We start from the raw sequence: 21,486 nt of genomic DNA on the forward strand, positions 1-21,486 counted from the left end.
TCTATTGTGCCGTGGCGAGCAGGTTTTCGATCAGCCACGCGACGCCGTCCTGGGAGTGTGGGGGCAGGATGGGCCAGCCGTTCCGCTGTGCCAGGGTACGCAGCTCCGGAGGGGCATTGGACATAAGCGCGGCGGAGCCTGCGGCCTGCAGCATGGAGAGATCGTTCCAGTTGTCGCCGATGGCGAGCGTGTCTTCGATGGGGATATTGAGATCCTGGGCCAGGCGAGTGATTGCGATGCCCTTGGAGCAGCCGGCAGGCAGAATATCGACGATGCAGAGATCACGTTCCGCGTATTCGGTGCGGTGGATGGCGATGCGCGCCGTGTGCAACCGCTCGAGGGGGTCGTGGTTGGTGGCGTAGACATGCTCGTGCGAGAGCAGATGGGCTTCAGCCTGTTGCATGTGGGCGATGGTGCCGCAGAGCATGGCCTGGATGGGTTCATTGCCGGTGAGGGCATCTTCGATGGGGTCGATGCGTGCGATGTAGGGTTCGTTGGCGATCATCCAGCGCTCGATGGACTGGTGCAGGTGATCCAGGTGCTCGACGACCAGGGCGCCACGTTCGTCTTCTCCGTCGGGGCCGACGAGGTCAAAGGTCATGACGAGGGTATCCCGGTAGTCGAGCAGGTGCTGTGTGAGCCAGAGAGAGGTGTCGAGCGCCAGGGTCGACCGATGCAGCAACTGGTGATTGAAATCGCGCAGCACGGCTCCGTTGGAGGAGATGAGGGTGTTGTGGACACCGAGGCCGACCTCGCGCAGGACGCGCAGGGCGTAGCAGTGGCGGCGTCCGGTGGCGATGGCGATGTGGATGCCTGCCTGTTCGGCGCGGAGGAGAGCTTCCGTGGCGCGTGGCGTAATGCGGCCCTCTGGCGGCAGAAGAGTTCCGTCGATGTCGATGGCGATGAGGCGGGGTCGTTTCACAGGGTCGATTCCAGAAGGGCGCGTACGTCCCGGGCTCCATGCAGGACACGCACGATCTCCACGGTCGTGCCGTCAGCAATGTAGAAGATCGGGTAGTCCGAAAAAATGTTGACGGGAAGAACGTGGAGCGTGTGCAGGAGTTCGTGTGGCAGGGTATACAGGCGACCCGCATGAGGACAGCTTCTTAGGCGCTCCGCGGTGTGTTTTGCATAGTGAAGAAAACGGGAGGTGATGGCTGATGCGATTCCCGGTGAAGAATAGCAGGCGGCGATGTTCGCCAGGTCTCGCTGTGCTTCTGGAGAATAGATAAGGCGAAACAATCTCACGAAGCTCGTTTGCCTGCAGCTCTTAGCCTGGCTTCTTCCAGAAGACGTTCCGAGGCAGCTTCCGACATTTCTGCCGACGGGCCGCTTTCCAGTCCTTTGAGTAGCTCCTGCTCAAGCCACTCGCGGGTCTTGGCAAGCTGTTCCGGAAAGTACGCGGAAGAATCAGGGCGCTCCATGGGGACATTGTATCCCGACTAGGTGGGGATGCAGTCGGGCTCCTTGGTGCGGGCTTCAGACTTGGTGGTGAGGGTTATGGCAGCGACAAGAATGAGGATGCCGCCGGTAATGCCGGTGGGACCGAGGGATTCTCCGAGAAGGACGATGCCCAGGATGGAGCCGATGAGCGGCTCCATGTTGAGGAAGACACCGGCCTGTGAGGCGGGGATGTGAGTGATGCCGTAGTTCCACAGGAAGGTGGAGGCAGCGGTACAGAGCACTCCGCTGGCGGCCAGAGCCAGCCACGTCTTAAGCGAGATGCCGTGGACGGGTGGAAGGCCGTACATCGCCGGAACGATCAGGGCGAGCATCAGGAGGCCGCTGAAGAGACTGTAGGCAGTGACAATCAGCGCGGAGTGGGTGGCCATAAGGCGCTTGTTGCAGAGGATCCAGAAGAGCGCGATGACCAGCGACAGAACCACGAGCAGGTCGCCTGCGAGACTGGGGTCACCGGCGGCATGGCTGTGACGGCTGCCGAGGGCGATCAGGCCTGCTCCGGTGGTGGAGACGACCAGCGAGACCCAGCCGATCCAGTCCAGCCGTTCGTGCGCGAACAGGGTGGCGCCCACCGCCAGGATGACGGGCATCATCCCGACCATCAGAGCGGCATGGGAGACGGTGGTGAGTGACAGGCCCTTGAACTGGAGCAGGAACTGTACTGGAATGCCGAGGAAGGCACCGAGAAGCAGTATTCCCCACTGGGAGCGGTTCAGACCCGGGCGATGCAGGCAGAGCACAGGCAGCATGGCCAGCACGGCAAAGAAGAAGCGGTAGAAAACCATGTGGCCGACGGCCATCTCCGCCAGGGCGATCTTGCCGAAGTAGAAACCCATGCCCCAGAAGGCGCCCGCGGTGGCGCAGGCCAGAAATCCGGAGGCCCGGTTGTGTGTGGGAGCCATCTCTTCAATGTCGCACACCTTGGGGGAGTGGCGGGTAACAGTGCGGTTGTGAAAGAGTGGGAGTCAAAAGCAACGATGCGATTGAGCCATAGCAAACTGGTGGGGGGAATAGCGGGGCTTTGCCTGCAGGTGGTCGTGCTGGCGCAGCAATCGCCCTATCAGTTGCAGATTCCGAAGACACAAAAGGCCGATACCCGGATCGAGTTGCCGGGACTGGTTCCACCGCAGTCGAAGTTTCTGCTGGACCGTACGGTGTACGAGACGGTGGACTTTGTGGACGACAAGCACCTGCTGGTGACCTTCCCGGTGAAGGAGCTGCTACCGCGCATTGTCGATGACCCCGAAACCGATCAGGACCGCGTGGTGAAAGCCCTGCTGATTGAGATTGCTTCGGGCAAGGTTGTGGGTGAGACCAAGTGGCGGCTGCACGATGGCTGGCGGTACCTGTGGAGGCTGGACCGGGGACAGTTTCTGTTGCGCATCCGTGGGCGGCTGTCCTCATTTTCTCCGCTCGAGCAGATGAAGCCTGGAAAGACCTTTGAGGACAGGGAACTGCTGATTGCCGAAGGAGTCTTCAAGGGCATTGCCGTCAGCCCGGATGGGACGTTTCTCCAGGTGGAGATGCAGGAGCAGCCGGACGCGCTTGAGGGAGATCCTGGCAGGCTGAAGCAGCGGCTGAAGACCAAGGCGGTCTTCCTGGAGCAGCTTGAGCAGAACGGGCAGATTCTCTACGGCTTGCGCGGTGACGCGAACTTTCCGGGCGCCGCGAGTGTTCCCATGCTTTCCGCAGGTCTGCTGGATATGGTGCGTGAGGATGGCGACCACTGGGGCTTCGAGTGGAAGCCATATGGCGGAACCAAGGCTGTGGACCTGGCCGGGCTTGAGAGCAGTTGTACCCCGGGCGCGATGTTTGTCAGTGGATTCGAGTTTATCGCGCTGGGCTGCCGGGGCGACGTGGCTCACTCCGAGATTGGAGCCTTCGACCTGGAGGGCCATGCGCTATGGGTGATAGCTCTGGCCGGAGAGTCGAACTCGCCGATGCTGAAGTCTGCCGGTAAGTCTGGCCGCATGGCGTATGGACGGCTGCTGACGATGATGAGCAGCGGAGCAAGTTCGAACACTCCGGATACAGTGCTGGGGCAGGAGATACAGATCTACCAGATCAGCAGCGGGCGTCCGTTGGCAAAGGTGCTTGCCGTCCCCCCGCAGCAGGCCGGGTTGAACTTTGATCTTTCGCCGGATGGGTTACGACTGGCTGTTGCCCAGGGCAAGACGATTGAGATCTACAACCTGCCGAAGCCGACGGCGCAGGAGAAGAAGGAACTGGAGCACGCTCTTGTGATGACGCCGAAGCCGGGGGAAAGCATGATCCATCTGCGCAGCGGGGAAAAGGAATAGTAGAGAGCAGCAAAAAGCCCACTCCTGAGAGTGGGCTTTTTGCTTGAAGCTGAGAGAGCTTATGCCTTCTTGGCAGCCTTCTTCGCGGGCTTGGCCTTGGTGGCGGCAACGGGAGCTGCGGTAGCGGCAGCCTTCACGCGGGCGTTCAGGCGGCTCTTGTAGCGCGAAGCGGTGTTCTTGTGCAGAACGCCCTTCTGGACGGACTTGTCGAGCACCGAAACGGTGGCCTTGTACTGCTCGGCAGTCGCGGTGGCATCGCCAGTTACGAGAGCCTCGCGGAGCTGACGCAGCGAACCACGCAGCTTGGACTTGTTGGCGCGGTTGACCGCGGTCTTGCGCTCAGTCTGACGGGCGCGCTTGAGAGATGAGACGTGATTCGCCATCGATAAACCTTTTCTTTCAACCCGGTTGTCGGGGATTTGGGAGAGGCTGCGGCTACTCACGCGCCACATTCCCTACGAGTGTTAAGAATAAGGCAAATTGGTATAAGGTGCAAGGTTGATCCTGCACAGGGTATGGTGCAGAAGAGCGAGGGGTGACGGATGGTGCGAGTTGGGGTTCAGGCGGATGTGCCGGAAGGACTGCTGGAGTTCTTTCCAAAGGATGGCGTGGAGCTGGTGCGGATTCCGAAAGGCCTGCAGGAAAAGGTCGAGGTGGAGTTCTGGGTGCTGCCCTTCAACCGGCCTGAAGCCGAGGCGCAGATGCCGTTTGTGGAGGGCGTGAAGGTGATGCAGTCGGGCCTGGCAGGCATTGACTGGGTGTTGCCGTGGAAGCGCGAGGGTGTGACGCTCTGCGACGGGCGAGGCATTCACGATGTATCGACCAGCGAGTGGGTACTGACGGCGATCCTGGCGTCGTTGAAATGGTTGCCGGTGTATGGCAAGGCGCAGGCCGAGGCAAAGTGGGTGGGCGACTGGAAGATGCGGAGTCCGTTCCTGAGTGAAGAGACCCATACACGTGGGCGCTATCGCGTACTGAACGAGGAGCTATGGAGCAAGACGGTGCTGATCGTCGGCTATGGGTCGATTGGAGCGGCGACCGAGCGGCGGCTTAAGGCGTTTGATGCGAAGGTGATCCGGGTGGCGCGCTCCGCAAGGACGGAGCAGGAGGTGCATGCGTTCACGGAACTGGATGATTTGTTGCCGCAGGCAGATGTGGTGGTTCTGCTGCTGCCGCTGACGGCCGAGACGACGGGGATGTTCGGACGAGAGCGGCTGGAGAAGCTGAAGTTTGGCGCCCTGCTGGTAAATGCGGCGCGCGGTCCGATTGTGGTGACCGAAGACCTGATGGCGGTGCTGGCGGAGGGAAAAATTCGCGCGGCGCTCGATGTGACTGATCCGGAACCGCTGCCGGAGGGGCATCCGCTATGGAGCGCTCCGAACTGCCTGATTACGCCTCATATTGCGGGGCTGACGCCGAACTTTATGGAGCGGGCGTATGCGCTGATCGGGAAGAACATTGAGCGCTATCTGAAAGGCGAGCCGCTGGAGAACACCGTGGGTGAGGCTGGGTATTGAGACCGTTTGTTCGTTAGTCGAGTCGTTCGATGCGGTTGACTGGCCTGGGGCTGAGTGGCGTGTGGGTGTGGAGGTAAGCGATGAGGGCTTCGAGGTCGAGGGGGCCGTTGACGCGGTCAGTGGCCTCCTTGAAGACGGTGAGGCCTTCGGCGCCTGAGGCCATGAAGTCGCTGGCTTCGATGCGGAGCTTGTCCGTCGGCTGGATGGGGTTGCCATTCAGCTTGAGGGAGCCGGGAACGATGTGCTCGCCCTGCGGAGCATCGAGACGGTACTGGTAGGTAAGGCTGGATGAGACCTGGAGGATATGTTTGCCCTTCTCCGGGAACTGCTGCTCGAGCAGACGGCGGATCTGGTCTCCGCTCAGGGTGAAGACAGTGAGGCGGTTGCCGAAGGGCTGCACGGTGTAGAGGGTGCCGTACGTGACCTGGGTTATGGAGCCCTGGGGCGCGGTCAGCAGGTCAGCACGGATACCGCCGGGGTTCATGAAGGCGATCTGTGCTCCGCCGTTGGCAGGGGCTCTGGTGGCGGCCAGTTGGGCGTCGGCGATCAGGTCGCCCATGGAAGACTCGCCGGCGGCATTCTCCTGCTTGGTGAAGTCACCGGATAGGGAGCCTTCGACGTGGGCAATCTTCTTTTCGGCCAGCGGACGGTACTTGCTGAGAATGGTGGTCTGGACCGGGTCTTTGGGGACGTCGCGCGTGGTGATCTCGTTGTGCGCCGAGGCGGTGAGAACCCTGTCGGTTTTTGGATCGATGGAGAGCTGGATGCGGGTGAGTGCGCGCCCGGCATGGCCGGAGTTGGTGACGATGCGTCCGTTGAGGGTGCAGTTGTAGGCGACATGTGTGTGGCCGCTGAGCACGACCTTGATGGCGGGTGTGAGCTGGTCGAGCAGAGGCGAGAGGTCGCCGCTGTAGTGGTCGCAGCTGTTGGGCTCCTGCGGCCCGCTGGCAGGGTGCTGGAAGCCGCCTTCGTGAATGAGCAGAACGATGGCGTGCACGCCCTGGCGCTCCAGGCTGGCAGCGGCGGTGTTGCCGGCTGCGGCTTCCTCGGTGAAGGTGAGACCTTTGACGGACGCAGGCATGAGCATGGCGGGAGTCTGGGTGGTGGACTCACCGATGAAGCCGATCTTCACGCCGCCGATGGTGCGGATGGCGGTGGGGAACAGCAGGGTTTTTCCGGAGGAGGTAAGGACGTTGGCTCCTAGGTAGTGAAAGCGGGCGCTGCCGGCCTTGCGGAGGAACTCTTTGGGGCCGTGGTCGAGCTCATGATTCCCCAGCGCGGTGAGGTCGAGGTGCATGGCGTTCATGGCCTCGATGGTGGGCTTTTCGTCGAAGAGGGCGGAGAGCAGTGGAGAGCCGCCGAAGACGTCGCCTGCGGAGACGAAGATGGAGTTGGGGTTCTCGCGGCGGGCGTTCTTGAGGTGGGTGGCGAGATATTCTGCCCCTCCTGCCGGTGTGCCGTTGAGCATGCCTTCGGAGCCGGTGGAGATATCGACTGCGCCGTGGAAGTCGTTGACGGCGAGGATCTGGATGGAGACGGGCTTTTGCGCGAAGGTGGTGGTGGTGAGGGCGAGGGTGAGAAGGAGACGGCGCACGAGGAGATTGTAGGGGAGTTGTGAGGTGCGAGGTGTGAGTTATGCGTGAACGGAGGTCGCGCTTTGCGCGTTGCCCCATCCTTCGTTTCGCGAAGGATAGGGCAATAAATGAAGGTCCGCCCACTGGGGCACATTGTGCCTCCGGTCGGGATGACAAGAGGTTTCATTAACAACTGAGAACTGGCAACTGGGAACTCATCAAGCGATATAGTCTGCGGGCTGTGTCTGGTCGGTGCCTTTGCAGAGGCCGAGGGTGTTGAAGAGCGGTGTGAGCGCTAAGGCCAGGGCCAGGTTGACGAGCAGGGCCGGGATGGCGGCGTAGGCAGCGAAGGTGTGGCCGAAGATGTGGAGCGGGTAGACGGAGCTCTTGAGCTGCAGCGACCAGGCCATCCATGTGCCGGTGAGCATGCCTGCTCCCCAGCCTGAGAAGAGTGCCCAGGGATGAAGCTTGCGGGTGAAGCAGCCGAGGACGACGGCGGGGAAGATCTGTCCGATCCAGATGCCGCCGAGCAGCTGCATCTCGATGGCGTAGGAGGATGCCGCCATCAGCACAAAGACCAGAGCGCCGAACTTGATGACCAGCGAGACGACCTTGGCGGTGGAGGATTCCTGCGCGGGGGTGAGTTTGCGGCCGATGATCTCTCCAAGAAGGTTGCGGGTGAAGAGATTGGACGCCGCGATGGACATGATGGCGGCTGGAACCAGAGCGCCGACTCCGATGGCGGCCAGGCAGAAGCCGGCGAACCAGGCGGGGAACATGTTGAGGAAGAGAGTTGGGACGACGGCGGTGGTGTCGAGCGCGCCGGTGGCGGTCTTGGGTGCGATGCCGGCGGCCAGGGCGACGAAGCCAAGCAGGGCGATGAGTCCCAGCAGAAAGCTGTAAGCGGGCAGCAGGGCTGCGTTGCGGCGTACGACGTTGGCGTGGCGCGCGGAGAGCACGGCCGTTGCGGTGTGTGGATAGAGCATTAGCGCGATGGCGGAGCCGATGGCCATGGAGGAGTAAGCCAGGTATTGTTGCGGCTTCAGCAGCAGCGAACCGGCGGGCTTATGCGTTGCCAGCGCGGTGGCGGCGGTGGAGAAGACGTGCGAGTAGCCGCCGAGCTTGATAGGAAGAATGACGATGGCGGCGAAGACCATCACGTAGAGCATGATGTCTTTCACGATGGCGATGACAGCGGGTGCGCGCAGGCCGGAGGAGTAGGTGTAGGCGGCCAGGATGATGAAGGCTGCGACCAGAGGCCACTCGCCGTGGATGCCCATGGCGGCGATGACGGCCTGCATGCCGACCAGTTGCAGCGCGATGTAGGGCATGAGCGCGAGAATGCCGGTGATACCGATTGCGATGGTGAGTGCCTTGTTGCCGAAGCGGCCTGCCACGAAGTCGGCAAAGGTGACATAGCCGTGGCGGTGGCTGACGGCCCAGAGGCGCGGCAACACCATCATCATGTACGGATACGCAATGATGGCGTAGGGCACGGCGAAGAAGGCCATGGCTCCGCCGCCGTAGAGGGCCGCGGGAACGGCGATGACCGTGTAGGCGGTGTAGAGATCTCCGCCGATGAGGAACCAGGTAATCCATGTGCCGAAGCTGCGGCCGGCAAGGCCCCACTCTTCCAGCGAGTGGATGCCGCCGTCAGGACGTCTCCAGCGGGCGGCCCAGAAGCCGGCAAGTGTGACGAGGGCGAAGAAGGCGCAGAAGACGGCCAGGGCGGTCGTATGAATAGTCGCAGGCATGATCAGGGTTCAGGCTGAAGGGTACTAGGTGCGTGGGGAGCGGTGCAAGGCAAGTTGCTCATGGAGGGGGAAAAGCATGAAGAACGCCGGCCATCGAGGCCGGCGTCGGATTGGTCCTGGGGCGAATTGTTGTCAGGGCTGAAGCCCGGATCTGCCAGTGAAGCAGATCCGCTCAGGATGAGAAACGACAAGAAAGGCAAGCTGTCGCGGTTTGGATTTATCGAATGGAGGAGCTTCCCGGGGTGTTCCATTCGTTGATGACGATGCCGAGGTCGTTGAGGGTCTGCATGGCTTTTTCCATGTTGCGGCGCACGGTGGGGCGGACAGAAGCGGGAGCGTCGTGGGCTTCCTCGATGGCGATAACGCGGCCGTATGGCCAGGCGCTGCGCGGAATGGCATTGAGGGCGGCGGGAAGGTCGGCGACGCGGATGGTCAACTCCTGCTTGCGAGCGGCGACGGGGCGGATCATGGTGCCCTTGGCGTACTCGCTGGGGTTGGCATCGGCCATCAGGACGTGCACTGAGAGCATGCTCTCCTGCACGGTGATGGATGGGTTCTCCCAGTTGGAGAGATCCTGCACGCCCAGGTACTTATTCTTTGTGGGAGGCGGAATCTCGCGATCCAGCTCAACGCGAATCTCTTCCATTTGCTGGCGGCTGATGGTGCTGGCCGTTCCAACACTGCTGGCGGAAGCAGAGCTGCGGCAGCCGGTGAGCAGGGGAAGCGTGATGGCGGCGGAGAGAAGAGCGATAGAGATGGGCTTCAACACAGTGTCTAGGATAGCAAGAACGGTACAATAGATCGTTATGATCAAGGGTTTAACGTTGGTGCGGAGTGTTGCCTCCGCGGAAGACTTTGAGCGGTTGATGAGCCTGTTCGAGGCTCTGGGATTTGAGCACGGCAAGGGCTGGGAGCTGGATGGCGGCAAGGGTGCGCCGTTTCTGGCGCCGCTGGGCAACCTGGAGCTGGTGACGGGGCGCGATCCCAAGGCTCCGCCGATACTGGTAGAGGTCACCGAGCTGGACGGCGTGTACGAGGTGGTGAAGAGCTGGGCCGCGTCGCATGGTGCGCCTGCTCCGGCGGAGATTGAGCTGCAGCCGTGGAAGGCCCGCCTGTTTACGGTGGAGCCGGTTGCGGGCATGGTGCTCGGCTTCTGGGAGTGGGACGACCCGGTGAAGGGCAAGCCGGCTGCTATTGAGGGCGACCTGGTAGCCACCGGGATGAAGTTTGCCATTGTGGTGGCTCGCTGGAATGCGGTGATTACGGACCGCCTGCTGCAGGGCTCGCTGGATGCGTTGCTGCGCAGTGGCGTGAAGCGCGAAGACATCCTGATCATCCGCGTACCGGGCTGCTGGGAGATTCCTTCGGCGGCGCGCACCCTGGCAGAGCAGAAGAAGTACGACGGCATTATCACGCTGGGCCTGTTGCTGCGGGGTGAGACGGCGCACTACGAGGCGATTTACAACGAAGTAGCTCGCGGCATTGGCCAGAGCCAGCAGGAAACCGGGGTTCCGCATGCGTTTGGCGTGCTGACCTGCGAGACGCTGGAGCAGGCGCTGGACCGCGCCGGCGTAAAGGCCGGCAACAAGGGATTTGAAGCAGCGATTGCGGCCATTGAGATGGCTTCAATCCAGAAAAAGGTGGGTGCCTAATGGCAGCAGGAACGCGCCGTAAAGGCCGTGAAATGGCGATGCAGATGCTTTACCAGAGCGATCTGGGCAAGCAGACTCCGGAGCAGGTACGGAAGGTTTTCTGGGATTCGCGCGAGGAAAAGGAAGTAGACGAGGAAGCACGCGGCTTTGCCGAGGACCTGTTCCGCGTAGCGAGCGAGCGTCAGGAAGAGATCGACAAACTGATTGAGAACCACTCGGACCGCTGGAAGATTGAGCGTATGGCCGTGGTGGACCGCAATCTGCTGCGCATGGCGACGGGCGAGTTGCTGGCCTACAAGGCCACTCCAGCGCCGATCGTGATCAACGAGGCCCTGGAGATTGGCCGCAAGTACTCGGCTCCCGAGAGCATCAACTTCCTGAATGGTGTGCTGGACGCGATCTCGAAGGACATTCTGGAGAAGCGGCTGGCGTAGGACCGAAGCGCAGGTCCTTCGCCAGGCTCAGAATGACAGGCGGAGATTGAGGATAGGAAAAAGCAAAACGCCCGGAATATTCCGAGCGTTTTGCTTTTGGTGTTTTGTTGCGGCCTATTGGAACGTGCGCGGCTTGGAGGCGATCAGGTCGGGCACGGCGTAGCCGGTACCGCTGAAGGCCGGGAGCTTGGGATCAAGCTGCCGCGTGTCTGTGTATGCCGTCGTGTTGGTGCCCTTGGTGAGCAGGTGGACCTGGTTGTCGCCCGCCGTGCTGACGAAAAAGGTTGCATCGTCTGCGCTGAAGACACCCGCAACCGGAGCCGTAGGTGCGGACTTGCCGGAGGTGGTAGTCAGGGCAATATTGGAGACCGTGGAGGTCGACGGGAAGTAAGCCGGAACCACCGGGGAGGCCGTCGCGCCCAGGGAATAGGTGACGAAGGCAACCGAGGAGTTTGTCGCCGGAACGATGCTGGTGATAGCGGTTCCGGTGGCCGTGGTGGCATAGCTGTTCTGGCTGTTCAGGACGAAGTTGGGTACAGCCGCGCTGGCGGTGGGGCAATCGCCGGTCGGCAGTTTGACATTGAGGTCAGTAATCTGCGGTATGCCGCCGATCATGCGTGCGCCAAGGATATGAGCGCCATCGTTGGTAGCCGCCAGGCGATCCAGTGGTGCTGCTACGGTACCGGCGGTGCCGCCTGCGACGGGGAAGTACTCGATGGACGAGACCGTGGAACCGGAGATGGTCGTCTTAGGGCAGTAGGTGTGAGCGACAGTCGAGGTGGAGCCTCCGAAGAAGGCGCCAATTGCCGGCACGGTGACGGCGACGTCATTGATGGTCGACAGGCCCGCGGTGCTGAGAGCCTGCCAGCCAGCCTGCGTGGAGTGCGTGATGAGCTGGTTGTCATCGGTGACGATGTAGACCGTTGAACTGTCCGTGGACCAGGCTGCGCGTGTGGCAACGCCGCCATAGGTCGAGCTGACCGTTCCGGCCGAGGTGTACAGATAGATCAGTTTACGGAGCGGATCCGTAATGACGACCGTGCCGGAGTCCGGCGAGACCGAAATGACGCGGCCAGTGATGGACGTGTTCTCCGAAGTGATGGAGTTTGACGTCGCATTGACCGTAATGATCGCGGTGCTGGTTCCGATGTACAGCGCTGCGCCATCCGTGGAGAGCTGCATCGAGTTCGGCAGGTAGGTCAAACGCAGGGTGCCGCCGATATTGCCGGTGGTCATATCAATCTGCGTCAGGTACTGCGATGCCGTGCTTCCCAGGTACAGGTAGTTGCTGCTGAGACCGCTCGTCGTGACATTGATGTTGTTTGAAACCACGGGCTTGCCGTTGCCGAAGAGGCCCACCAGGTTCGGAGGCGAGGTGTTGCAGGTGGGCGGCATGCAGAAGGCTGTGATAGCCGCTGCACCCGGATACGTGGGAGTAACCGAACCACTGGCAGCCGGAATGGTGCGGGGCGTCGTTGAGACGAAGGTCAGCGTCAGGTTCGTGAGCGTGGTGCCGTTCTTGTCCAGCACCGTGGAGGTGATGGTCTGCGTCGTATTAGGATTGACGCTGACATTGCTCGACGAGCTTCCGGGGACGTTGAGAGCGATGCTGGTCGGCGGGCAGGTTGAGAAATAGCCGGCGGTCGAAGTGGCGTTCGCAATGGTCGCGGTGATCAGCGTGGAGCCCGGCTGGGCCGCGGTGGCGACGCCATTTTCGTCGATGGTGACGATGCTGCCGGTCTGCGGCGTAAAGGTAAAGTGGCCGACGATGCTCGGATCAATCAGGTTGCCCGAGGAGTCGTACGCGGAGGCCGAGAGCGTGATGGCTTTCCCTTGAGAGACGCAACTGCTTTGCAGCCCACTGTTGAGGGCAACGCTGCCGATGATGGGATGGACGTAGACGGGCACGGTATTGCTGGTGGCTCCGCCCGCGCTTGCCGTAATGGTTGCAACGCCGGATTTGCCGGTGCTGTTGCAGTAGGTGTAATCGGCAATGCCGCCGGCCATGTTCCGGTTCCAGCTGCCGGCGCAGAGGCGGCCCGTGGTTGGGTTGATGTCAACCAACTCATGGGTCGTGTCTGAACTGGCATACGTAAAGGAGCTTACGCTTACGCTGTTTCCTTTGCAGTCCGTGGCGCTGGCGGTGCCAACGCTGCCCATCTGACCGTTGGAAAGCGAGACGCCGGTCAGGCGAGGTTCAAGGTTGACTGTAGTGATCTGGCCGGTCTTCAGACCGGAGTCGCCGCCGTTACAGTAGACAGCGCTGCTTTTATTGCGAGAGCACCCCGTGATGGAGATGCTTACCGGAATAAAGAACATCACCAAAAAAGCAAGTAAAACAAACCGCTTCATTCAACCTCCCCGTTCGGCCGGAATCCGTGCCGAACGGTCCATCTGCCTATGCTTGGAATTGCTAAAGTTCAGTGTAAAGGTGACGAGTGGCAGCGGCAAATGAAAGCAGGGCGGAGGCTATACTTAGGAACGATTTCACCCTTAAAAACTCAAAGGTGCCCTTTTCCGCATGACGAATGATTCGCAGGAGCTGTCCCGACCGTTTGGCCCACTCTCCTTCAAGAACCGTATGCCGGCACTGGATGGTTTGCGCGCCATGGCCATCACGATGGTCTTTCTGGAGCACTATGGCGGCGGATCCCATGGCGGGGGCATCCTGAGGCTGTTCAATCAGTTCCGGGAAAATCTGTGGGTGGGAGTGGACTTGTTTTTTGTCCTGTCGGGGTTTCTGATCACCGGTATTTTGTACGACACACGCGAGGACAGTCACTACTTCAAGCGGTTTTTTGCCCGCCGGGCGGTTCGTATTTTTCCGGTGTACTACGGAATTTTTGCCGTGATGGGCCTGCTGACACTGATTTTTCACTATCAGTGGTTCTGGCTGCAGTCGACCTTCCTGATTTATCTGGGAAATTTCTTCGGGAACTGGAACTTTGATCTGTACAGCCTGGCCTCTCCGACGCATCCGCTGGCCTACATCTCATTCGGCCATTTCTGGTCGCTCTGCGTGGAAGAGCAGTTTTATCTGGTCTGGCCGCTGGTGGTGTGGATGGTGCGTGACCGTATCAAACTGATTCGCATTGCCAGTGTGATTGCGGTTCTGGCCTTCTTATCCCGCGTGGCGATGTTCGCGCTTGCCGGGCCTGAACTGGCGGAGCGCTGGGTGGTACGTGCACTGCCTTTTCGTGCAGATGCGCTGCTGATCGGCGCGATTCTTGCCCTGATATTCCGTGGGGAGCGTGCGGCCGCCTGGCAACGCCGCTGCCTGCCGGTCTTCCTGGCTTCGCTGGCGATTGCCATGGGCATCCTGGCGATGCCGGTTCCGTGGCCTAACCCCTGGGTCTTTACGGTGGGATATGTGTTTATTGCGCTGGCGGCTGCTGGACTAATCGGCATGACGATCCGCACGGGGACGCGGACCTTCCGTGTATTCAACATTCGCCCGCTGCGCATGATCGGCAAGTACAGCTACGGCTTTTATGTCTTCCACTACCTGTTTGCACACGCATGGATCGGTCTGCTCGTCCTGATGATGGACAAGCTGCACTCGGTGGCACTGGCAGGGTTGATCGTGATTCCGCTGAACTTCGTGGTGACGTTTATCGCCGCCAAGCTGAGTTTCGACCTGTTCGAGTCGAAGGTGCTGAAGCTGAAGTCACGGTTTACCTATGACCTGGAGCAGCAGGCGCATCAACACGCCTACCGCACCTAGGGCGTATCGACAAATTCAGAAGATCTCCAAAAATCTTGTCATTACCTCCAAAGCGGAACGCCGCATGGCGTCCGCTTTGTGGAGGAACCTGCATTTCTCGCAAATTTTGGTTCCAAATGCAGGTCTCTCCGCTCCGCGCGTTGCGCTCCGGTCGAGATGACAAGGCTTTCTAGCGACAAATGACCCCTGCTAATTCGAATCTGTCGATACAGCCTAGTTGTTTTTTGCCGGCATCTTCTCTTCAAACCAGCGGAGCGTGCGCTCTAAGCGGTCTGTCACATGCTGCGGATTGGCGAAGTGGTGACCTTCTCCCGGGTAAACAACCAGTTGGGTGGTCACACCCAGGTCACGCAGGGCATGCCACATTTCAAAGGACTGGGGCATGGGGCACTCGCCGTCTGAGTCGCCGACGATGATCAGCTCCGGCGTCTTCACGTTCTTGATGTAGTTGATGGCCGAGGACTTGGCGTAAACCGCCGGGTCGTCGTAGACCGAGGCCCCGAAAAAGGGAATCATCCACTGGTCGATGGAGTTTTCGCCGTAGTAGCTCTGCCAGTTGGAGATACCGGCACCGGCAACGGCCGCTTTGAAGCGGTCGGTCTGGGTGATGGCGAACATGCTCATGAAGCCGCCGTAGCTCCAGCCCATGAGACCGACGCGATTCGGATCGACGGGGAACTTCTTTTCGACGGAGTCAAGCCCGGCGAGGATGTCGCGGAGGTCGCCGTAGCCGAAGTCCTTGCGGTTGGCCTGGGTAAATTTTTCTCCCTGGCCGTAGGAGCCGCGCGGGTTCGGTTGGAAGACAAAATAGCCGAGGGCGGAGAACAGGGCCGGCTCGCCGCCGTAGCGCGAGGTGATCTCGCTGGACGGGCCACCGTGCACGGAGACGATGAGTGGATACTTCTTCGAGGGATCGTAGTTTGCCGGCAGGGTCAGCCAACCCTGAACGTCGAAGCCCTCGTTCTTCCACTCGATGGACTCGGCTTTGCCGCTCAGAGGCTTCATGGCGGCGTTCAGGTGAGAAATCTGCTTCAGACTCTTCATTTCGCCGGCCCAGACCTCGGGCGCCATGGTGGCGGACTGGCGAATCAGCGCTATCTTTTTGCTGGAGAGCGAGATGGAGACCGACATGGCCGACTGGCCGGAGCCGATGGACTCGGGCAAAGTCAGGTGATAGAGCGGGATATCGGTGCCGGAGGTGGTGATGACGCCCAGGTGAGCCTGTCCGCGGCGGTGCTCGGATACGACCAGGTGGGAGTCGTCCGCCCATTCCAGCCAGGAGGGTGTGGACTTGCGGTCGGCGGTGATGATTTTGGGTTCGCCTCCGGTGGAGGGAACGAGGTAGATATCGCCGCCGTTTGAGCCCTCGTCCGACATCAAGCCGCCGATGAATGCGATGGTCTTGCCGTCCGGCGAGAAGCGGGGGACGGCGATCTGCAAGCCATGGAGCGGGCCGGTCACGGATTGCGGATCGACGATGGTGCGGTTGGTCTGGTTCTCAGGGCCGCCATTCCGTTTAAATTCAATCGTCCGAAGCTTGGCTACCCACCAGTTGTTCTCTCCTGGAGGATTGGCTGCGATGTAGACCAGTCCATTGGAGCCGGGCGCCCAGGAGAACTCGTAGACATGCTGGTCTGCGACGGTAAGCGGTTCGACCGTCCCATTCACTGGAAGAGCTTCCCAAACACGCTGGATCTCAATGCCGTCTTCTCCGATGACGCCAGCGGGAGGCTTCATGGCGCCGGTGGCTCCGGCAGCGCGGGAGCCGTTTTCAACGAAGAGAAAGGCCACCGACTTGCCGTCCGGCGAGAACGCCGGCTTTGCAAGTGCTCCGGTCAGATGGGTGAGCTGCTTGAACTTGTTATCGCTCGCCGACCAGAGATAAAGCTGCCACTGCTTCTGCCGCTTGCCGTCAGGCGTGCAGTTGGAAAGGAAGGCGAGGGTCTTCGAGTCGGGCGCCCAGGTGGGGCTTTTGCTGGCACAGGCGGGCTTGAGTTCGTTGCCGCCGGGAGAGAGGATGCGGTCCTCGCCCGTGCCGTCAGAGGCCGAGAGGTGCAAGGCGTCCCCGGAGGTGCCTGGAGCTACCCATGCGACATAGCTGCCGTCGGGGGAAAGAATAGAGGCCGTCGGAATGCTGACTTTGGCCAGATCATTGACCAGCTCCGGGATGCGGGAGGTCTGCTGTGCGGGCAACAATGCGGCAGAAAAGAGGACGGCGGCGGCGATCGTACGCATAAGGCTTAAGCATAACGGCAGACATAGGCCCGGACGCGATGGAATGATGGAGCTGAAGAAAGGAACCCATGGGCGCTTTTCGAGCGTCCATAGGGATGAGGATTCCCGTTTGAAAATCGATCTGGCACGTTCTACCAAGTACCTTGGGTGCTGCCTCTTTCTGCTGATGACAGTTCTGACAACGAACGCACAGGCAGAGGCAACATCTTCCTCGCTTCCGGATGCTCCCCAGCCGCAGGCCCAGGGGCAAGCTCCAACTCCCCCGCAAACGGATGAGGGGAGGCAGACCAAACGCATCCTGGGGATTCTGCCGAACTTTCGTTCCGTGTCGGTGGATCAGGTGCTGCCGCCGCTGACTCCGGCGCAGAAGTTCAAGCTGATGGCGCAGGATAGTTTCGACTACTCGGCGTTTGTATATGTGGGCATTATGGCCGGGGAGTCGATGCGGCAGAATTCATACCCCGAGTTTCACCAGGGCGCGGCCGGGTATGGCCGCTACTACTGGCATGCGTTTGCCGACAATGTCGATGGCAACCTGATGTCGGAGGCGCTGATTCCGACGATTACGCGGCAGGATCCGCGTTATTACACCCTGGGCCATGGAGGCTTCGTGAAGCGGACGGGCTATTCTCTATCGCGCCTGGTGGTGACCAGGACGGATCGGGACGGGCGCGGCTTCAATTTCGGCGAGGTGGTGGGCAACGGGGCTGCGGCCGGAATCTCCGGCTTGTACTACCCGGGCCGCGAGCGCACCTGGACCAAGACGGGGCAGCGGTGGGTAACCTCCATTGGGCTGGATGGCGTGAGCAACCTTCTGAAGGAGTTCTGGCCGGATATCAATCACGGGGTGTTCCACTCCCATCAGTAGGCGATAGTAAGAAGGGCGCCCTTTGGGTGCCCTTCTCGTGTTTCCGGGCGAAATTCCCCGATCAATATTGACTCTTTCGCCACTTCTTGCTATTGTTTGGAGGTTCCGCGTATTTCCGGAACCTGGGCTTGTGAGGGCGGTTGGAATGCCTGACGGGTACAGGGTGGGCGTAAGTATTGGCCCGGTGCAGGGAATCACTGGTGGTACTTGGTGGAAAACCTGTGCGAAATTCCGGATAGAATAGAGTCATCGCAATGCGGGAGCCGGATGTTTGGTTCCTGGCGGATGCGACCCCTCGAAGGAGCCTGCGACACCCTCCACCCCCGGTAAGAATGGGGATCCCATGTGGAAGGCTATGTAGGCCGGAACAGCGAAACGGAGTTGGGCTTGCCCTGGTAGCTGCTTCGGGATGAAATCCCGAAGAGTGTGCTGGAGGGCGGAAAGAGACCCGGCCACCGTCGACTGTTATTTGCTTGGTTGGTGATGTGCCCCTAGGTTGTGGTTGAACCGTGGGTGAATTTAGATGCGAAGCTGGACTTCGCCCGGGCGCCACGAGTGGTGTTCGGCGTATTTGCGCGAGTGCGCAAGGTTTCGTAGTGCGGTGGCGCTGGGGCTCGATTGAGTGTCAGGGTTTGCCGGTAAGTAGTTTGGAAGCGATTTGCAAGGAGTTTTAGAGTGCCTACGTTTCATCAGCTTGTGAAGAAGGGCCGCACGGCGCCCCGCTATAAGACGGCCAGCCCCGCGCTGCAGGGTTCGCCCCAGCGTCGTGGAGTCTGCACCCGCGTGTACACCCAGACCCCGAAGAAGCCGAACTCGGCGCTGCGTAAGGTAGCCCGCGTCCGTCTGACCAATGGGATCGAAGTGACGACCTATATCCCGGGCATCGGTCACAACCTGCAGGAGCACTCGATTGTGCTGATCCGCGGTGGCCGTGTGAAGGATCTGCCGGGTGTTCGTTACCACGTTGTGCGCGGAACGCTGGATTCGGTAGGCGTTGCCAACCGGAAGCAGAGCCGCTCGAAGTACGGCGCGAAGCGTCCGAAGGCTGCCGCCAAGTAGTCCTGAGAGATGGGTGGGGTCGAAAGACCCCCAAACAAGCCTGGCTGCTTGAGAGGTTGACGGCTCCAGGGGAAGAAGAGAAGGAAATAAGAAATGCCGCGTAAAGGCCATATTGCGAAGCGTGAAGTCAATCCGGATCCGGTTTATAACTCGACCCTGGTGACGAAGTTTGTGAACAGCATGATGTGGGGTGGTAAGAAGTCCACTGCCCAGGGCATCTTCTACGAGAGCATGAAGAACCTCGAGGCCAAGGGCGGCGATGAGGCGATCAAGCTGTTCAAGAAGGCTGTTGAGAACGTGAAGCCCCTGCTGGAAGTGAAGAGCCGCCGTGTTGGCGGTGCAAACTATCAGGTGCCGATCGAAGTAAACCCCGAGCGCCGTACCTCGCTGGCGATTCGCTGGCTGGTAAGCTACAGCCGCTCGCGCGGTGAGAAGGGCATGGTCGACAAGCTGACGGCCGAACTTCTGGACGCGGCTAACGGCCGTGGCGCCGCGATGAAGAAGAAGGAAGATGTTCACCGCATGGCTGAGGCGAACAAGGCCTTCGCTCACTATCGCTGGTAAGCACTTAGGGTGCAGAGGCTGAACGCCTCTGCACCCTGCAACAGATTGAAGTAACCGCGGGCGGAAGCTCGCAGAAGAGAAGAATCAAGTGGCACGCACTATCTCGCTGAACAAATGCCGGAATATCGGGATCATGGCTCACATTGACGCCGGTAAGACGACGACGACCGAGCGCATCCTGTTCTATACGGGTGTGAATCACCGTATCGGCGAAGTCCACGAAGGCACTGCGACCATGGACTGGATGGAGCAGGAGCAGGAGCGCGGCATCACGATTACGTCGGCCGCGACAACCTGCATGTGGAACAACTACCGCATCAACATCATTGACACCCCCGGCCACGTGGACTTCACGGCCGAGGTAGAGCGCTCGCTGCGCGTTCTGGATGGCGCCGTGGCCTGCTTTGATGCAGTTGCCGGTGTGCAGCCCCAGTCGGAGACGGTGTGGCGCCAGGCTACCAAGTACAAGGTTCCGCGCATTTGCTTCATCAACAAGATGGACAAGAATGGCGGCGATGCCGAGCACGCGACGCAGACGATCAAGGATCGCCTGGGCGCGAAGGCTGTGATGCTGCAGCTTGCCATCGGCTCGGAAGCAAACTTCAAGGGTGTGGTTGACCTGGTCGAGATGCGCGCCATCCTGTGGCACGACGAGGCCATGGGCTCCAATTACGACGTTGAAGAGATTCCTGAGAACCTCAAGGAAAAGGCGATTGCGTTTCGTAACCAGCTCATCGAGTCGGTTGCCGAGACCGATGACGCCCTGCTTGAGAAGTTCCTTGAAGGGATTGAGCCGACGGTTGAAGAGCTGAAGGTTGCCATCCGTAAGGCCACCATCGGCATGCACATCTTCCCGGTTCTGATGGGTACCTCCTTCAAGAACAAGGGCGTGCAGACGCTGCTGGATGCTGTTGTGGATTACCTGCCGAGCCCGCTCGACATTCCTCCCATGATCGGACACGATCCGGACAACATGGAGAAGGAAATCATCCGTAAGGCAGATGACAACGAGCCGATGTCCGCGCTTGGTTTCAAGATCATGACCGACCCGTTCGTGGGTCAGCTGATCTTCATCCGCGTGTACTCGGGCATCCTGAAGGCTGGCGATTCGGTTCTGAACCCGCGTACCGGCAAGACCGAACGTATCGGTCGTCTGCTGAAGATGCATGCCAACAAGCGCGAAGAGATCACGGAGATTCTGGCCGGCGATATCTGCGCCGCTGTAGGCCTGAAGAACCTGGTAACGGGCGACACGATCTGCAATGACAAGCACCCCGTCGTGCTTGAGTCGATCGACTTCCCGGCTCCGGTTATCTCGGTTGCGGTTGAGCCGAAGACCAAGGCTGACCAGGAGAAGATGGGCGTTGCCCTGTCGAAGCTGGCGCAGGAAGATCCGACCTTCAAGGTGCACACGGATCCTGACTCGGGGCAGACGATCATCTCGGGCATGGGCGAGCTTCACCTGGAAATCATTGTCGACCGCATGATGCGTGAGTACAAGGTCGAGGCGAACGTTGGTAAGCCGCAGGTTGCTTATCGCGAGACCATCCGCCAGCAGGCGGAGGCCGAAGGCAAGTACATCCGCCAGACGGGTGGTTCGGGTAACTACGGTCACGCGAAGATCCGTATCGAACCGAACGAGCCGGGCAAGGGCTACGAGTTCTCGAACGACACCAAGGGCGGATCGATTCCGAAGGAATACATCAAGCCGATCGATCAGGGTATCCAGGAAGCGATGCAGGGCGGTGTGCTTGCGGGCTTCGAGATGGTCGACATCAAGGTATCGCTGTTTGACGGTAGCTACCATGACGTCGACTCGAACGAAATGGCGTTCAAGATTGCCGGTTCGATGGCCTTCAAGGAAGCTGCCCGTAAGGCCAAGCCGGTTCTTCTGGAGCCGATGATGGCTGTCGAAGTCACGGTTCCCGAGGACTACATGGGCACGGTGATCGGCGACCTGAACTCCCGCCGCGGACGTATCGAAGGCATGGAGATGCAGAGCGGACAGCAGGTGATCAAGGCGACGGTTCCTCTGTCGACCATGTTCGCTTACTCGAACAACCTGCGTGGTTCGACCCAGGGCCGTGGCAACTTCTCGATGCAGTTCGCGCATTACGAAGAAGCACCGCGCTCGGTCTCGGAAGAGATCATCGCCAAGGTACAGGGCAAGCAGTAAGTCCGCGGTTCAACTTTAGATTTTTAGACTTTCAGAAAGACGGAGAACAAGATGGCGAAGGAAAAATTTGACCGGTCTAAGCCTCACGTAAACGTGGGAACGATTGGTCACATCGATCACGGCAAGACGACGTTGACGGCGGCGATCACGAAGGTTCTGTCGAAGCAC

19 protein-coding genes are annotated in these 21,486 nt (G+C 60.3%); 10 read left to right on the forward strand and 9 right to left on the reverse strand.

From position 1 onward, the window contains the following. Position 1: 1 nt before the first annotated feature. The 3 genes from OHL13_RS05385 to OHL13_RS05395 all read right to left on the reverse strand — a co-directional run bounded on the left by OHL13_RS05385 (position 2) and on the right by OHL13_RS05395 (position 2,363). Entirely contained in the window at positions 2-922 is a 921-nt protein-coding gene (locus OHL13_RS05385; RefSeq protein WP_263409077.1) for an HAD-IIB family hydrolase, read from the reverse strand. Beyond that, a complete protein-coding gene (locus OHL13_RS05390) occupies positions 919-1,248 on the reverse strand; it encodes a type II toxin-antitoxin system RelE/ParE family toxin (RefSeq protein ID WP_263409078.1) in 330 nt (109 codons plus the stop codon). Before OHL13_RS05390 ends, OHL13_RS05385 begins: the two co-directional genes overlap by 4 nt. A 194-nt stretch (positions 1,249-1,442) precedes the next feature. Next, positions 1,443-2,363, reverse strand: a complete 921-nt coding sequence (locus OHL13_RS05395) for a DMT family transporter (RefSeq protein WP_263409079.1) — start codon at positions 2,361-2,363, stop codon at positions 1,443-1,445. 75 nt (positions 2,364-2,438) lie between these two features. Between OHL13_RS05395 and OHL13_RS05400 the strand changes: the two genes are divergently transcribed. After that, on the forward strand, positions 2,439-3,761 hold the full coding sequence (locus tag OHL13_RS05400; RefSeq protein WP_263409080.1) for a hypothetical protein: 1,323 nt from the start codon (positions 2,439-2,441) through the stop codon (positions 3,759-3,761). Between the two features lie 59 nt (positions 3,762-3,820). Here the strand turns inward: OHL13_RS05400 and rpsT are convergent, their stop codons facing one another. Beyond that, the gene (gene rpsT / locus OHL13_RS05405; RefSeq protein WP_263409081.1) at positions 3,821-4,144 is read right to left on the reverse strand and encodes a 30S ribosomal protein S20; all 324 of its coding nucleotides are present in this window, start codon (positions 4,142-4,144) and stop codon (positions 3,821-3,823) included. A 159-nt stretch (positions 4,145-4,303) separates the two neighbouring features. On the opposite strand from rpsT, the gene OHL13_RS05410 reads away from it, so the two are divergent. Continuing rightward, the gene (locus OHL13_RS05410) at positions 4,304-5,278 is read left to right on the forward strand and encodes a 2-hydroxyacid dehydrogenase (RefSeq protein ID WP_263409082.1); all 975 of its coding nucleotides are present in this window, start codon (positions 4,304-4,306) and stop codon (positions 5,276-5,278) included. A 13-nt stretch (positions 5,279-5,291) separates the two neighbouring features. Here the strand turns inward: OHL13_RS05410 and OHL13_RS05415 are convergent, their stop codons facing one another. The 3 genes from OHL13_RS05415 to OHL13_RS05425 form a co-directional block, all read right to left on the reverse strand. After that, a complete protein-coding gene (locus OHL13_RS05415) occupies positions 5,292-6,872 on the reverse strand; it encodes a bifunctional metallophosphatase/5'-nucleotidase (protein WP_263409083.1) in 1,581 nt (526 codons plus the stop codon). Between the two features lie 198 nt (positions 6,873-7,070). Then, positions 7,071-8,606 (reverse strand): monocarboxylate uptake permease MctP, encoded by a 1,536-nt coding sequence (gene mctP, locus OHL13_RS05420; protein WP_263409084.1) that lies wholly within the window; start codon positions 8,604-8,606, stop codon positions 7,071-7,073. Between the two features lie 217 nt (positions 8,607-8,823). Then, complete coding sequence (locus tag OHL13_RS05425) at positions 8,824-9,372, reverse strand: hypothetical protein (protein WP_263409085.1); 549 nt, start codon at positions 9,370-9,372, stop codon at positions 8,824-8,826. A gap of 40 nt (positions 9,373-9,412) precedes the next feature. Between OHL13_RS05425 and ribH the strand changes: the two genes are divergently transcribed. Both ribH and nusB read left to right on the forward strand, forming a co-directional pair. Then, positions 9,413-10,258 carry a 6,7-dimethyl-8-ribityllumazine synthase gene (gene ribH, locus OHL13_RS18605; RefSeq protein ID WP_317889904.1) on the forward strand — a complete coding sequence of 282 codons (846 nt, stop codon included), beginning with the start codon at positions 9,413-9,415 and terminating at the stop codon, positions 10,256-10,258. Next, positions 10,258-10,692 carry a transcription antitermination factor NusB gene (nusB, locus tag OHL13_RS05435; RefSeq protein WP_263409086.1) on the forward strand — a complete coding sequence of 145 codons (435 nt, stop codon included), beginning with the start codon at positions 10,258-10,260 and terminating at the stop codon, positions 10,690-10,692. Before ribH ends, nusB begins: the two co-directional genes overlap by 1 nt. A gap of 114 nt (positions 10,693-10,806) precedes the next feature. On the opposite strand, the gene OHL13_RS05440 is transcribed toward nusB, so the two are convergent. Beyond that, positions 10,807-13,044, reverse strand: a complete 2,238-nt coding sequence (locus tag OHL13_RS05440) for a YncE family protein (RefSeq protein ID WP_263409087.1) — start codon at positions 13,042-13,044, stop codon at positions 10,807-10,809. A 169-nt stretch (positions 13,045-13,213) separates the two neighbouring features. Here OHL13_RS05440 and OHL13_RS05445 point away from each other — a divergent pair, with 169 nt between their 5' ends. After that, the gene (locus tag OHL13_RS05445; protein WP_263409088.1) at positions 13,214-14,416 is read left to right on the forward strand and encodes an acyltransferase family protein; all 1,203 of its coding nucleotides are present in this window, start codon (positions 13,214-13,216) and stop codon (positions 14,414-14,416) included. Positions 14,417-14,629: 213 nt separating this feature from the next. On the opposite strand, the gene OHL13_RS05450 is transcribed toward OHL13_RS05445, so the two are convergent. After that, the gene (locus OHL13_RS05450) at positions 14,630-16,651 is read right to left on the reverse strand and encodes a S9 family peptidase (RefSeq protein ID WP_263409089.1); all 2,022 of its coding nucleotides are present in this window, start codon (positions 16,649-16,651) and stop codon (positions 14,630-14,632) included. Between the two features lie 109 nt (positions 16,652-16,760). Here OHL13_RS05450 and OHL13_RS05455 point away from each other — a divergent pair, with 109 nt between their 5' ends. The 5 genes from OHL13_RS05455 to OHL13_RS05475 all read left to right on the forward strand — a co-directional run. Next, entirely contained in the window at positions 16,761-17,519 is a 759-nt protein-coding gene (locus OHL13_RS05455) for a hypothetical protein (RefSeq protein ID WP_263409090.1), read from the forward strand. A gap of 675 nt (positions 17,520-18,194) precedes the next feature. Beyond that, complete coding sequence (gene rpsL, locus OHL13_RS05460; RefSeq protein ID WP_147648595.1) at positions 18,195-18,578, forward strand: 30S ribosomal protein S12; 384 nt, start codon at positions 18,195-18,197, stop codon at positions 18,576-18,578. Between the two features lie 93 nt (positions 18,579-18,671). Further along, positions 18,672-19,142: a 30S ribosomal protein S7 gene (gene rpsG, locus OHL13_RS05465; RefSeq protein ID WP_263409091.1), complete on the forward strand. Its 471-nt coding sequence runs from the start codon at positions 18,672-18,674 to the stop codon at positions 19,140-19,142. Between the two features lie 88 nt (positions 19,143-19,230). Continuing rightward, entirely contained in the window at positions 19,231-21,318 is a 2,088-nt protein-coding gene (gene fusA, locus OHL13_RS05470) for an elongation factor G (RefSeq protein ID WP_263409092.1), read from the forward strand. Positions 21,319-21,369: 51 nt separating this feature from the next. Beyond that, positions 21,370-21,486: GTP-binding protein (locus OHL13_RS05475; RefSeq protein WP_263409093.1), on the forward strand; the 117-nt coding region annotated here is incomplete at its 3' end.

This window comes from Terriglobus tenax (assembly GCF_025685395.1).
GTDB lineage: Bacteria > Acidobacteriota > Terriglobia > Terriglobales > Acidobacteriaceae > Terriglobus > Terriglobus tenax.

Excerpts from the sequence above, each read along its gene's own strand:
- mctP (WP_263409084.1), bottom strand. The coding sequence starts at position 8,606 with ATGCCTGCGACTATTCATACGACCGCCCTGGCCGTCTTCTGCGCCTTC.
- OHL13_RS05440 (WP_263409087.1), bottom strand. The coding sequence starts at position 13,044 with ATGAAGCGGTTTGTTTTACTTGCTTTTTTGGTGATGTTCTTTATTCCG.
- ribH (WP_317889904.1), top strand. The coding sequence starts at position 9,413 with ATGATCAAGGGTTTAACGTTGGTGCGGAGTGTTGCCTCCGCGGAAGAC.
- OHL13_RS05400 (WP_263409080.1), top strand. The coding sequence starts at position 2,439 with ATGCGATTGAGCCATAGCAAACTGGTGGGGGGAATAGCGGGGCTTTGC.
- OHL13_RS05410 (WP_263409082.1), top strand. The coding sequence starts at position 4,304 with ATGGTGCGAGTTGGGGTTCAGGCGGATGTGCCGGAAGGACTGCTGGAG.
- OHL13_RS05450 (WP_263409089.1), bottom strand. The coding sequence starts at position 16,651 with ATGCGTACGATCGCCGCCGCCGTCCTCTTTTCTGCCGCATTGTTGCCC.
- rpsT (WP_263409081.1), bottom strand. The coding sequence starts at position 4,144 with ATGGCGAATCACGTCTCATCTCTCAAGCGCGCCCGTCAGACTGAGCGC.
- OHL13_RS05445 (WP_263409088.1), top strand. The coding sequence starts at position 13,214 with ATGACGAATGATTCGCAGGAGCTGTCCCGACCGTTTGGCCCACTCTCC.
- nusB (WP_263409086.1), top strand. The coding sequence starts at position 10,258 with ATGGCAGCAGGAACGCGCCGTAAAGGCCGTGAAATGGCGATGCAGATG.
- OHL13_RS05395 (WP_263409079.1), bottom strand. The coding sequence starts at position 2,363 with ATGGCTCCCACACACAACCGGGCCTCCGGATTTCTGGCCTGCGCCACC.
- rpsG (WP_263409091.1), top strand. The coding sequence starts at position 18,672 with ATGCCGCGTAAAGGCCATATTGCGAAGCGTGAAGTCAATCCGGATCCG.